The sequence below is a fragment of the Rhodococcus sp. WAY2 genome, from assembly GCF_009859915.1.
GTDB classification, from domain to species: Bacteria; Actinomycetota; Actinomycetes; order Mycobacteriales; family Mycobacteriaceae; genus Rhodococcus_F; species Rhodococcus_F oxybenzonivorans.
The window spans coordinates 4,312,101-4,325,027 of sequence record NZ_CP046572.1 but is presented as its reverse complement, the minus strand read 5'-3'; the positions used below and the strand labels follow the sequence as shown (position 1 = coordinate 4,325,027).

Annotated in this window: 13 protein-coding genes; 4 read left to right on the top strand and 9 right to left on the bottom strand. The window is 63.7% G+C overall.

Translation table 11 applies throughout. The features are described from left to right. Window positions 1-19 precede the first annotated feature (19 nt). Window positions 20-982 carry a PDR/VanB family oxidoreductase gene (locus GFS60_RS19840; protein WP_159923878.1) on the bottom strand — a complete coding sequence of 321 codons (963 nt, stop codon included), beginning with the start codon at window positions 980-982 and terminating at the stop codon, window positions 20-22. A gap of 107 nt (window positions 983-1,089) precedes the next feature. Between GFS60_RS19840 and GFS60_RS19835 the strand changes: the two genes are divergently transcribed. The 3 genes from GFS60_RS19835 (at window position 1,090) to GFS60_RS19825 (ending at window position 3,528) form a co-directional block, all read left to right on the top strand. Continuing rightward, window positions 1,090-1,881 (top strand): SDR family NAD(P)-dependent oxidoreductase, encoded by a 792-nt coding sequence (locus GFS60_RS19835; protein ID WP_159923877.1) that lies wholly within the window; start codon window positions 1,090-1,092, stop codon window positions 1,879-1,881. 26 nt (window positions 1,882-1,907) lie between these two features. Next, window positions 1,908-2,771, top strand: a complete 864-nt coding sequence (locus GFS60_RS19830) for an alpha/beta fold hydrolase (RefSeq protein ID WP_159923876.1) — start codon at window positions 1,908-1,910, stop codon at window positions 2,769-2,771. 85 nt (window positions 2,772-2,856) lie between these two features. Then, window positions 2,857-3,528, top strand: coding sequence for a TetR family transcriptional regulator (locus GFS60_RS19825; RefSeq protein ID WP_159923874.1), 672 nt, complete (start codon window positions 2,857-2,859; stop codon window positions 3,526-3,528). A gap of 103 nt (window positions 3,529-3,631) precedes the next feature. Here GFS60_RS19825 and GFS60_RS19820 read toward each other — a convergent pair whose 3' ends face one another. The 3 genes from GFS60_RS19820 to GFS60_RS19810 form a co-directional block, all read right to left on the bottom strand. Then, window positions 3,632-5,131 (bottom strand): aldehyde dehydrogenase, encoded by a 1,500-nt coding sequence (locus tag GFS60_RS19820; protein ID WP_159923872.1) that lies wholly within the window; start codon window positions 5,129-5,131, stop codon window positions 3,632-3,634. Between the two features lie 19 nt (window positions 5,132-5,150). Continuing rightward, window positions 5,151-5,975, bottom strand: coding sequence for a mycofactocin-coupled SDR family oxidoreductase (locus GFS60_RS19815; RefSeq protein WP_159923870.1), 825 nt, complete (start codon window positions 5,973-5,975; stop codon window positions 5,151-5,153). 177 nt (window positions 5,976-6,152) lie between these two features. After that, entirely contained in the window at window positions 6,153-7,139 is a 987-nt protein-coding gene (locus GFS60_RS19810; RefSeq protein WP_159923868.1) for a GNAT family N-acetyltransferase, read from the bottom strand. 170 nt (window positions 7,140-7,309) lie between these two features. Between GFS60_RS19810 and GFS60_RS19805 the strand changes: the two genes are divergently transcribed. Beyond that, window positions 7,310-8,479 carry an aromatic ring-hydroxylating oxygenase subunit alpha gene (locus GFS60_RS19805; protein ID WP_159923867.1) on the top strand — a complete coding sequence of 390 codons (1,170 nt, stop codon included), beginning with the start codon at window positions 7,310-7,312 and terminating at the stop codon, window positions 8,477-8,479. Window positions 8,480-8,750: 271 nt separating this feature from the next. Here GFS60_RS19805 and GFS60_RS19800 read toward each other — a convergent pair whose 3' ends face one another. From GFS60_RS19800 to GFS60_RS19780, 5 genes are all read right to left on the bottom strand, one after another. Next, a complete protein-coding gene (locus tag GFS60_RS19800) occupies window positions 8,751-8,978 on the bottom strand; it encodes a ferredoxin (RefSeq protein ID WP_159923865.1) in 228 nt (75 codons plus the stop codon). Window positions 8,979-8,983: 5 nt separating this feature from the next. Then, window positions 8,984-9,865: an SDR family NAD(P)-dependent oxidoreductase gene (locus GFS60_RS19795; protein WP_159923863.1), complete on the bottom strand. Its 882-nt coding sequence runs from the start codon at window positions 9,863-9,865 to the stop codon at window positions 8,984-8,986. 106 nt (window positions 9,866-9,971) lie between these two features. Then, entirely contained in the window at window positions 9,972-10,124 is a 153-nt protein-coding gene (locus tag GFS60_RS19790) for a DUF1059 domain-containing protein (RefSeq protein WP_374433466.1), read from the bottom strand. A gap of 167 nt (window positions 10,125-10,291) precedes the next feature. Further along, window positions 10,292-11,641 (bottom strand): MFS transporter, encoded by a 1,350-nt coding sequence (locus tag GFS60_RS19785; protein WP_159923861.1) that lies wholly within the window; start codon window positions 11,639-11,641, stop codon window positions 10,292-10,294. A gap of 88 nt (window positions 11,642-11,729) precedes the next feature. Continuing rightward, window positions 11,730-12,920, bottom strand: coding sequence for an aromatic ring-hydroxylating oxygenase subunit alpha (locus GFS60_RS19780; RefSeq protein WP_159923859.1), 1,191 nt, complete (start codon window positions 12,918-12,920; stop codon window positions 11,730-11,732). Window positions 12,921-12,927 lie beyond the last annotated feature (7 nt).

The following is a 12,927-nucleotide window of genomic DNA, read 5'->3' as shown; positions in this document are numbered from 1 at the left end:
CTCCTCGCTGCGGTGCCGGTCAGAGATCGAGCACGAGTTTGGCTGTGCAGCTTCGTGACACACAGATCATCATGCAGTCGTTCTCAGCCTGTTCGTCTTCGGTGAGGATCGAGTCCCGATGCTCGGGAACTCCGTCCAGGACGGGGGTTTCGCACGTCCCGCACGTACCCTCACGGCATGAGAAGGGGGCGTCGACACCGGACCGGAGTACCGCGTCGAGCACGCTTTCGTTCGCGTCGACGGTGATGGTGCTGCCCGCGCGGTGCAGTTCGACCTCGAACGATCCGTCGACCGCATCGGCCGGCCGCTTCTTGGCAGCGAACCGCTCGACGTACAGCCTCAGGTTCGGATGCGCGAGGCATTCGTTCTCGATCGCCTGCAGGAGCGGCTCCGGTCCGCAGCAGTACACCGCGGTGCCGTCGGGGACTGCGTCGAGAGCAGCCGGAAGGTCGAGGATTCCGTATTCGTCCTGGGGTCGCAGCTCGATTCGGCCGGGGTACCGAGCGACCAGCTCGTCGGCAAAAGCCATGCTGGTGCGTGCTCGGCCGCCGTACAGCAGGCGCCAGTCGGCGCCCGCGGCTTCGGCCGAACGGAGCATCGGCAACAGGGGCGTAATGCCGATACCGCCGGCGACGAAGAGGTAGGACTGCGCAGGTTCGAGGGTGAAATTGTTGCGCGGGCCTGCGATCGCGACCAGGTCTCCGACTTGCAGCGAGTCGTGCACCCAGCGCGATCCACCGCGGCCGTCCTCTTCGCGGAGCACCGCGATCGCCAAGGAGGTGGTGTCGGATGCGTCGCCACACAGGGAGTATTGCCGCACCGTCGACCTGTCGATAATGACGTCGATATGCGCTCCGGGCTCCCAGGTCGGGACAGCGCCGCCGTCGGGATCCGCGAGTCGAACTGCCATGACACCGTGAGCAAGCACGTCTTTGCCGATCACTCGCATTTTGCGTTGTTCGGTGTTGGTGCTTCGGGTCATCGGCGCTCTCGTTCCCATAGACTTCGCGTGCCCTATAATCTTAAGCAGTTAGGTTTACGGGGCGCAAGCCCGACCATTGGTACTCACGACGCGCACAGGAGATCGCCATGACCCCACACTCATCGCCGGACCAGAGTGAGACGGTCCTCGACCTGTTCAGACTCGACGGGTCCGTCGCTGTCGTGACCGGTGCCGGCAGCGGCCTGGGTGCCGGATTCGCCCGCGCTCTCGCCGAGGCCGGCGCCGACGTGGTGATAGCCGCACGCCGGCGTGAGAACCTCGACGCCGTCGCGGTGACAGTAGAGGCCATCGGTCGCCGCTGCCTGGTCGTCCCCACCGACGTCACCATCCCCGAGCAGTGCGACGCGCTCGCCCAGGCCGCTGTAGCCGAGTTCGGCCGCCTCGACATCCTGATCAACAACGCCGGGGTCACCAGCTCCGCGCCCGCGACACGCGAGCGCCCCGAGGACTTCCGCGCAGTCCTCGACGTGAACCTGATGGGCAGCTATTGGGTAGCGCAAGCGTGTGGACGCGTGATGGGCCCGGGCTCGACCATCGTCAATGTCGCGAGCATGCTCGGCCTCATCAAATCGGCACTCCCGCAGGCCGCGTACGCGGCCAGTAAAGCGGGAATGATCGGCCTGACCCGCGACCTGTCGCATCAGTGGTCGAAGCGAAAGGGCATCCGCGTCAATGCGATCGCGCCGGGATTCGTGGAGACCGACCTGATTTCCGAAATGTCGTCGGATACGCTCGAGGAATTCCTGCGCGGCAGCTCTCTCGGCCGCACCGCGACGCAGCGCGAGATAGACGGAGCCGTGGTGTTCCTCGCCAGTCGCGCCTCCGGCTACATCACCGGCTCGACACTCGCCGTCGACGGCGGCACCTCCGGACACTGATTCCGACGACGAAGGACCATGCAACCATGACGTACTCCACCACGGTGACCACCCTCCGCGGCGACGGCGTTTCCCTGGTCGCCGACCTGTGGGAACCCCAGTCGGAACCGAAAGGCACCGTCCTGCTGCTCCATGGCGGCGGGCAGACCAGGCACTCGTGGCAGCGCACCGGAATACGCCTGGCCCAGCAGGGATGGCGCGCGTATTGCATCGACGCACGTGGCCACGGCGACAGCCAGTGGTCCCCCGACGGCGACTACAGCCCCGACGCGCACGCCCGCGACATCCGCACAGTCGTCAGCGACCTCGGTGAACCCCCGGTGCTCGTCGGTGCGTCCATGGGCGGCATGGCCTCACTCGTGGCATCGGGCGACGAACCAGGTTTTGCCCGGGCGCTGGTCCTGGTAGATATCACCCCGAAGGCCGAACCTGAGGGTCTCGCCAAGATCACCGACTTCATGCAAGCTGGGTTGTCCGGCTTCGACAGCCTCGACGACGCGTTGGGAGCAGTGATCGAATACAACCCGCACCGCAGTCGAGCGCCGCGGGTGGAGGGTTTGCGCAAGAACCTGCGTGAACACGAGGGTCGTTGGTACTGGCATTGGGATCCGCGGATGCTGTCGGACAGGACGAATTCGGCGGCCGCGGCGGCCGAACGCGAGAGTCGTGCTCGCGCCGCAGCGCGGGCGATCAGGATCCCGACGTTACTGATCCGTGGCGCCCAGTCCGATGTGGTCAGTCCGGAAGGAGCGCGCGAACTCCTGGAGCTGATTCCTGGGTCCCGCTATATCGACGTGGGCGGCGCGGGGCACATGGTGGGCGGCGACGACAACGACGTCTTGAGTCGAGGCTTGGTGGGGTTCCTCGACGAGGCGGTTCTCACCGCATGACCACCTGAGCGACTGGAACATATACCATTCTGACCATCTGCCGCGCCGACCAGGCCCGGCGTACTGCTCGAACCGAAAGCGAGACATGGCCCGACCGTCGAAACCTCTGATCAGTCGCGCAGCCGCCGTGGCAGCGTCCATCGAGATCATCGACTCCGAGGGACTCGATGCGTTCAGCCTGCCACGTCTGGCGAAACACATCGGAGTGCGTGCGCCCTCGCTCTATCATCACTTCTCCGACAAGTCGGAGATCCTCGCCGCGGTCGCACGACAGATCGCCGGCGCCGGAAACCTACCGCGACGCAAGCCCGGCCCGGACTGGCCCGAATTCTTCGTGACGCTGAGCATGAACCTTCGCCGGTCGATCCTCAAACACCGCAACGCCGCGCCGATCCTGCTGCAATATCTGCCCCGTGACCTGCTGATCGGCACCTACGAGGACACCGCCCGGTTCCTCGAGGAGTCCGGAGTGCCCGCGCACCTGCACGTCCAGATTCTCGACGGCATGGAGCGCCTGACGCTCGGTGCGGTGCTCACCGAGGCGATGCGCAAGCCGAGCACCAAGTCCACGATCTTCCCCAACGTCGACCCGGAGTCGCAGCCTCTGCTGTCCAAGGCGCTCGCCGCAAACGAGATGACCTCCCGGCAGTTGTTCGAGGAAATGATTCGCAGCTTCCTGCACGGCGTGGTGCGCAACGAGAACATCGCGATTGCGGACGCCGCGCCCTCCGACAACGTCAAGGTATCGGCCAGCTGACCGAGTCCGCCCTTTCCCCGCGCGAACCGCCCTCGACGCACCGGTGCCCCACGGATCGGATCCGTGGGGCACCGCGTTTGCAGACCTACTGAGTTCTGCAGACCTACTGGGCAGGAGCAGGCAGGTGGACGGTCTTGATCTCGAAGAACTCTTCGAGACCTTCGATGCCACCCTCACGTCCGACGCCCGACTGCTTGTAACCACCGAATGGCAGGGTGAAGTCCATCGTCGCGGTATTGACACTGATGGTGCCGGTACGGATGCGCCGCGCGACCTCGAAACCGTGGTCGAGATCCTCGGTATAGACGGCGCCCGAAAGGCCGTACACCGAGTTGTTGGCGATCGCGATTGCGTCTTTCTCGTCCTCGAAGGTGATCACCGAGATGACCGGACCGAAGACCTCTTCCTGCGCAATCCGTGAATCCGGCTGCACATCGTCGATCAGGGTGGCTGCGACGAAGAAGCCCGTGTCGAGGCCTTCGGGGCGGCCACCACCGAGCACCACCTTCGCGCCGTCTTCCTTCGCGATGTCGATGTAGCCGAGCACGCGGTCCTGCTGACGCTTGGAGGCGAGCGGGCCGAGGAAGTTGGTCGGCTCCCACGGGTTGCCCATCGGCAGCGATCCGTACGCGGCCTTCAGTGCCTCGACCACCTCGTCGTGACGCTTGCGTGAGACGAGCACGCGGGTCAGCGCGATGCAGGCCTGACCGGACTGCATGCAGCCACCCATGGGCAGGGTCTGCAGCACGTGATTGATGTCTGCGTCGTCGAGGATGATCGCCGCGGACTTGCCACCGAGCTCGAGCGACACGCGTGCAATGCGTTCGCCTGCCAGGGACATGATGCGCCGGCCCGCGGCAGTGCTGCCGGTGAACGTGACGTGGTCGACGTCCGGGTTGGTCACGAGGGACTCCGACACCTCGCGGTCGGCACACAGCACACTCACTACGCCCTCGGGGATGCGACCTTCCGCGACCAGCTCGGCAATGATGTCCGCGAAAATCGACGGCGAGATCGGTGCCTCGGGTGCGGTCTTGAGAACGACCGAGCAGCCCGCGGCGAGCGCCGGCGCGAGCTTGAACGCGATCGTGCCGATCGGCCCGTTCCAGGGGATGATTGCGGCGACCACGCCCGTCGGTTCCTTGACGATGCGTGAGATGCCGCCGTCGGCCCGGGATCGCTCTTCGCTGACCTCGAACTCGCGGGCTACCGCGGCAACGGCCCGGAACAGGCCGCCGGTCATCTGCTGGGTCGGGCGGCTGACGCTGACCGGTACCCCGACCTCGATCACACCGATCGGCGTCAGTTCGTCCACGCGCTGCTCGAGACGGTCGGCGATGGCATCGAGAACGTCGGCGCGCTCGGCCATGGTGCGCGACGCCCATTCACCCCTGTCGAACGACTCACGCGCAGCGGCAACCGCCTTGGTGACATCTTCGACGGTGGCGGTGCGAACGCGTGCAACGGTCTCTTCGGTGAACGAGTCGACGACATCGACCCAATCGTCACCGGTCGAATCGACCCAACGGCCGCCGATGAAGACTTGTTCGCGATCGGCGATCGACGGGATCGTCGTATCGGTTGCGGTTTCGGTGGTGGTCATCAGTGAAGCTCCTTCGCTTTCAACGGATGTTGTAGCCGGCATCGACGGGGAATGTGACACCGGTGACGTAGCGGGCCTCGTCGGAAGCGAGGTACACGATCGCGTTGCTGATGTCGACGGCCTCGATCAGCTCGACGGGCATCGGGTTCTTGTACGACTCGTCGGCGGCGACCTCTGGGTGGGAATTGACGAACTCCCCGTATTCGGCGTTCGCGACCATCGGAGTGTTCACACCTGTGGGATGCACGGTATTGACCCGAATGCTGTGGGGAGCGAGTTGTTTCGCATACAGCCGCATGAGGCCGACGACACCGTGCTTGGCCGCGCTGTACCCGGCTTGGCCCGGCAGGGTATTGAGGCCGATACTTGTCAGGCCGGCGGCCGAACTGGTGATGATGATCGAGCCACCCTCACCCCGCTCGACGAGATTCGGCACGGTCACGTCGAGCACGTGCCACACACCGGTGAGCATGGTGTCGATCGCGTCGTGCCAGGCCTGCCGCTGCTTACCCGGTCCGATGACGGGCATGATGCCGGCGTTCGGCAGCACGATGTCGACCTTGCCGAACTGTGTGATACCCGCGTCGTACGCAGCTTTGACGTCTTCGAGGTTCCGGACGTCGCCAACGAACGCAACGATGGCGCCTCCGGCCTCCTTGACCAGGCGTTCCGTTTCTGCGAGATCGTCAGAGGTCGCCATCGGGTAGAACACGGTCGGAATCTGGTCGCAAATGTCCATCGCGATGATGGACGCACCTTCCTCAGCGAGCCGGACGGCATGCGACCTGCCCTGACCGCGCGCCGCGCCGGTGATGAATGCGACCTTGCCATCGAGCCGTCCCATGGATAGTCCTCTCCGAGTGTCGGTTCCGCCTAGTGGTGCACAGAGGCAACGTGCGGGGTGATCGGATGATCGAAAAGAAGTCGGCACACCATCTGTGAGCCACAACACAGACCGTAGTTGCCTACAACCTTTAGGTCAACACCGAACAAGAATCGTTTTTCGTATCACCGGCAACCATCAAAAGCTGGGCACTTCGGCCCACTCCCCGACCTGGTAACACGAGTGCTCTTCCTCCTGCTCGAACGACAACAGCCGGCACATACGCACCGCGCCTGCATCGTCAGGGTCGATACGAATCAGGGCGATCTGCGCTCCCGCGTCGCGCAGCGCCCCGAGCGCCACCACAAGCAGCGTGGTGCCCAAGCCCTCCCGCCTCGCGGCCTCGGTGAGCACGAGCGCCCGGACCGACGCGGCGTCGAGTTCGAGGTGCGTGGACACCGTCGAGTCGAACCAGACGAATCCGAGAGGTGCGCCCGAAGAATCTGTTGCAACGACCACGCTGCCGGCCCCGAGACGAATGTCGTCGGCGAGGCGCTCACGCTGCGCCGGCACCAGCGCGGCCGCATCCAGCACTTCCTCGATCGACTTCGACGCCGTCGGATCTTCGAGTGGGCGAGCTTCGGCGAGCGTGATGCCGTCGGGCACCGACACATCGTCGAGCGGGCTCGCGAACGGCCCCGACAGGTGACGGAACAGCGTCCACAACCTGCTGACCGGCGCAACGCCGAACCGGCGCGTGAGACGCTCGGACGCGGGGTGAGTGCCGTACGCCCAGCAGCGCAGGGCCACAGCGCCAGTGCCTGCCCAACCACCGTCCACGGTCGTGTCCAGACCGACCTCCTCGACGAGCATCGTTGCGATACCTCGCGACCGATAGTCCGGGTGAACCACGAACTGCGCGGTACCCAGCCCCCCGTCGTCGACCTGCAGATGCAGATACGCCACCACCACGAGCGGAGCATCGTCGCGAGCACTCAGATCTCTGCGCGCCGTGATCGGCAGGTGGTAGACCCGCACACCGTCACGGCTCGTCGAGGTCACATCGCCGGGATTGATCGAGGAGAAGCCCGCCTCGTCGTCGTAGTCGGCGGCCGCCGCGACAAGTGCCAGCACCTCGTCCCGATCGCCGGAATCCAGTTCCGAACACCACTGATACGAGATCATTCGTTCGCTCCTCATCTGCCGGTTCGTTCCCATAAATCTAATGCCAATCGGTATTGGATCGCAATGGTCGAAACCTACCCGAGGACCCAACCCGGGGTTTACAGCTAAATCTACATAAGTTAGATTTAGGATCATCGATTCGCCATCGCACCACAGCCTGGAGGGCAGCCATGACAGAGGTCGGAATCCCCCGCGAGGAACGCATCCGTCGCGCGCTCGACCATCTGCGCAACGACACCACCGACGAGTTCGAGCACGTCACGTGGTTCGAACCCGTCGAGTTCACCGATCCGGACATCGCCAAGATCGAACGTGAGCGTGTATTCGGCCGGGTTCCGTCGATCATCATCCACGGCTCCGAGATCCCCCGCGCAGGAGATTTCGTCACCCTGCAGTTACCGCGGAACAACGTCATCATCGTCCGCCAGCGCGATGGCAGCGTCAAAACCCTCGTGAACCAGTGCCGTCATCGCGGGGCCATGGTCGAGAAGGAGGAAAAGGGTCGCTGCCGCCTGTTCTCCTGCCCGTACCACCGCTGGTCCTACGATACCGACGGCAGCCTTCGCACCATCACCCGCGACAACACGTTCGGGGACGCCGACCGCTCCGAACGCAACCTCGTCCAACTACCCACCGAAGAGCGGCACGGCTTCGTCTGGGTGGTCGACGACGCCGACGCAACCATCGATGTCGCCGACTGGCTCGGCCCCGAGATGGACTCGATCATGGGGTCCTACGGCATGGACAAGATGGTGACCACTCGGGTTCAACGCTTCGACGAGCCCATCAACTGGAAGTTGATGCAGGACGCGTTCCTCGATGGGTACCACATCCAGTACGCGCACCCCAACACCGCCGCAAAGCACATCCACACCAATATCATGGCCTTCGAGGACTTCGGAAATCATTGCCGATTCCTCAATCTCCGCAAGACCATCGACCGATGGATCGAGGAGGACCCCGGCGATCGCAGTCTCGCCGAGCACATCACGGAAAGCCACCTGGTGGGGCCCAACAGTACGTTGCTCAAGCAACCCGACCATTTCCAGCTGCTCACCTTCCGCCCTCACCGCAGTGATCCGCAGCGCTGCCACATGGAGATTCGTCTGGTCGCGCCTACGCTCGAAGAGAGCGGCATGACGGAGGAGCGCTGGAACCGGATCTGGGACAAGAACGTCGAGATCCTGGTAGCAGTGCTCCACAACGAGGACTTCCCGATCTTGCGAGATTCACAGGTTGCCATGGACAGCGCAAACGCCGGCAACATGCTCCTCGGCCGCAACGAAGTCGCCAACCAGGTCTTCCGCCGCGCAATTCAGAAACTCGTCAACGAGAGCTGATACCTGGCCTTCACACTCGCGGAACTACGGACGCCGGTTTCCGCTCACATCACGAAGGGGACCCGATCACGATCGGGTCCCCTTCCTCATCTCGACTCAGAGTTCCGAAGTGAACGGGAGCGTCAGACGCACCTGCGGTGAATCTCCTCAGTCGCCGGCCTTCGCCTGGGAGAGGTCGAGAACACCCTGCGAAAGCCGAACGGCGCGTCGAGCGTCCACGTGGTTCGTGAGCGATCGACGCGCCGTTCGGATGGCACGCGTTCCGACAGTACTATTCGAGTGTCAACGCCCGTTCGGGGCACACCGCGACGGCCTCCTCGGCCGCTGCGATGTGCTCGTCGAGCGCGAGTGCGTCCTGAAGGATCACCGGATACCCGGAATCGTCACAGTCGACGACCTCGGGGGAACGGCTGTAACACAAACCGTGTCCCGCGCACACCGACCGATCCACGACGAGGCGGCGCGTACCGTATTCCTTTTTCGTGTCGTGGGCAGTCATGATCGTTACTCTTCGCCGGTGACCATCGGCGGAGGGTTGTTCCCGTCTTCGGGGAACATCATGGCCACGCGAGACAACGTGCCGCCATCGGTCGTCGGCAATGTGACACCCGAGATGTACGCGGACTCGTCCGAGACCAGGAACAGTGCTGCTCGAGCATTGTCCTTCAGTGACGGCGGACGGTTGAGCTTGAGCGGAATCGGCGACACGCTCGGCTCCCACGGACCCGCCACTTCCTCATAGGACTGGCCGACGACCGGCGTACCCGCCGGGGCGAGGAAGTTCGGCGACATTCCGTGTGTCGGCGCGATCGCGTTGACGCGGATTCCATACTTGCCGAGATCCAGGCTCAGGGCCCGAACCATACCGTTCACACCGGCTTTCGTCGCGGAATACGCCGCGATGCTGTGGTACGCGACGAACGACGCCGCCGACGACGTCGCCAGGATGACACCACCGCCGTTGGCCCGCAGCGCCGGCACCGCAGCCTTCGCGGTGTAGAACACGCCAGACAGGTTGACGCCGATGACGTCCTGCCAATCCGCGTCCGTCAGATCCTGGAACTCGACCTGCTCGCCACCGGCGACGGACGGCACGCCACCACGCGAGATGATGCCCGCATTGGCCCACGCAATGTCGAGCTTGCCGAATGCGGCCACGGTGGCCGCCACCGCCTCGATCACCTGCTGCTCGACTCGCACATCGGCGGTGACCGCGATCGCCGAACCGCCTTGCTTTTCGACCAGCTCGACCGTGCCCTTGGCGCGCTCCGGATCGATATCGACCACGGCGACCTTCGCGCCCTCCGCGGCGAACAGCTGCGACGCCTCGCGTCCCAGGCCGGAACCGGCACCGGTGATCAGCGCGACCTTACCTTCGAGTTTCATGAAGTCTCCTGTGTTCGGGAATGTGTTCGGATGAATGGAAGCTGTCATCGGACAGCGGGACAACAGAGATGGGACCGGATAGCCGTGTGTCACAGATACAGCGGTGCTAGTACGCGATGAACAGAATTTCGTCGCGTGAGTACTCCATGCCCGGATGCGACTCGCTCAAATGCTCCTGGGTTTTCACCACCAGGTCGTCTTCGTCACTGCCGGTGATCGCGGCGCCACACGGACAGCTCAGTCTTGTCTTCATTCTCATGCCGGTCAGCCTTTCTGTGCCTCTCGTGCGGTCGGACGCTCACAGCACGTCGGCGACCGAGAAGTTCGATAGTCCCCCGAACATGTTCGACGTCACACAAGATTATCTAATGCACGTAGGTTGTACAAGCCACCGCGTCGGCTCGATCACATCGGAAACAGTCGTGATCAGGCAGGCTCCGTGGCCTTCTCTACAGACACGTCCGTCTCGGACACGGTCTTGTTCTTCCGCGGAACCAACGACACCAGCACTGCGGCAGCCACTCCGGCGAACGCAAAGGCGTAGAAGGCCCAGTCGGCTCCGAGTGCAGAGCTCATGATCATTCCGGTGAGTATGGGACCGCAGACACCGCCGAGCCGGCCGAGACCCACTGCCAGCCCGAGCGCCGTGCCACGGGCGGCCGCCGGGTAGAAGACTCCGACGAATCCGTATACGCCCGTCGTCGACGAGGCACAGAAGCCGATCAGCAGAACCAGTCCGAACACGAGCGCCTGTGCCGGCTGCAGAGTCAGGGCGGACACTGCGAGCGCCCCGAAGACGAAGCTCACGGAAATGACGGGACGCGATCCCAGCCGATCCGCAAGACCGGTGATGACCACCATGCCGAACCCGCTGCCGATGTTGAATGCGAGCAGGAATGTCAATGCAGACCCGAGGTCATAGCCGGAGGACCTCAGCATCTGAGGAATCCAGGTGTTCATGCCGTATGAGACGAGAAGACCGAAGAAGGTGATGAGCGGGAACATGATCGTCGCGATCCTGTAGCCGGGGGCGAACAGGAGCCGCAGCCCCGAGGGGGAGCCGGTACTCCCACTTTTCGACCTCTCGAGTGCCATGCCGGATTCGGCGCCGGCATCGATGGAATAGCGCTGTGCCAGTTCGCGGGCCTCGTCGTGCCGACCCTTGCTTGCGAGGAAGGCAATCGACTCGGGCAGGTTTCGGTACGCGATGACAAACAACACGACCCCCAGAAGGCCGCCCACTGCGAACATCGATTCCCAGCCGAAGGCAGGAATCATGAAAATCGCGGCAATCGCGACGACGCACCCGCCGATGGGAAAACCGGTTTGAATAACACCGTTGTAGAACTGTCGCCGGTCGACCTTGACGTATTCCTGGGTGAGCGCGATCAGAGTGGGGAGTGCTCCGCCGAAGCCGAGCCCTGCCAGCAGCCTGAACAGGCCGAACGATTCCAAGTTCGGCGCAATGGCGCACAACCCGGTGAACAGGCTGAAGCTGACGATGCATGCAAGTACCACGGGTCGTCGCCCGATGCGATCCGTGATGTAGCCGGCCAGCATAGCTCCGGCCATCATGCCGAACAGGGACAGGCTGCCGATCAACCCCGCCGATGCAGTGGTGATCCCCCACTGTTCCAGTTCGAGCAACGTCGGCAGGACCGCGCCGAACATGATGAGGTCGACACCGTCGAGGATGGTAATGGCCAAGCAGGTGAGGACCACGGATCGGGCACCCGAGACGGCCCTTTCCTTCCCCGGGACAGAAATCTGCGACATGTTGGGTTCCTTCGGGTCGTGTGTATCGGGGTTCGGTTTCGGTGACTGCACGGATGGCGCGGTATTCACACCATGGGTGCGAAGGAGCTCAGCCCCACTTGCGCGGATCTGCGAACGCGCGCCCCATCCATTGGTGGAAGTGCTGGTTGGCAATCTCGTTGCGTCCGAAATAGAGGGGTCCGACATCTGTATTCGCCACGGACTTCTGCAGGCCCTCGTTGACCACGAGGTCCTCGTCGCGTAGCACGGCCATGAGGATTTTCCAGTTCTTGTCCCACCGCGCCTTCTGCTCGTCCGTGACCACCGGCTCCCGAGTGAGCAAACGCATCTGCATCCGAGTCCCGACGGCTGTGCCCGGGGCGGGGACGAAGTTGAGCACCTCCAGATGATCCGGTTGACGGAGCACCGACATATTGGGCATCAGAAAGTGAGCAACGGTGATATGCCGATCGATGGGGGCATCCTCGGGTGCCACATCGCGCACCGAGTCGATGCTCTTGCGAGCGGTGACCATTCGTCCGTGCCTTCCCATCGGCTCCCACGCCTGCGCGTTGTTGTAGAAGTACGGGGCAACGGTTCCGGCGTGGGTCGAGGTGATGTGGTAGCCGTCGAGGAAGGCGTCCATCAGCACCTTCCAGTTGATGTCCACATCGAAGTTCTGGGCGATATGGCAGTGGTACTTGTCCATTTCCATGGCGGCGAGGGACTCGTCGAACTCGCGGCCGAGCCACTCCGCGATGTCGATCTTGCGATCACCCGCGGCGGAGTCGATGACCCAGACGAAGCCGTGCCGTTCCTCGACCGGAACCTCCAGCAAACTCATGCAACTACGATCGACCGTCCCGAACGTGGGCTCGTCCGCGATCGACCGCAGCCTGCCATCGCTGCCATACGCCCACCCGTGGTAGCGGCACGAAAAGATGCGCTTCGAACCCTTCTCCTCGGGAACGAGCTGCGCTCCTCGATGCCGGCAGGTGTTCACGAAGCCACGCACTCTCCCGTCCGCCTGCCGAACGAGAACAACTTCGTTGTTCGGCAGTTGGACGGTCGCGAAGTCGTTGTTTCCGGGCAGTTCGGTACTGTGTGCCGCGATGATCGGCACATACCCGAACAGTTCTCTGCGCTCCCGCGCCGCCAGCTCCGGATCGGTGTAGACGCGCGGATCGACCTCGAGGATTTCCGGTGCCATATCGGTGGTGCCGTTGTCGAGGTGATCGAACATCGCCCGGGCAAAACCCGCTTTCGTCTCCTCGTCGTACGGCAGATCGGTGTAGACCATCGTGCTC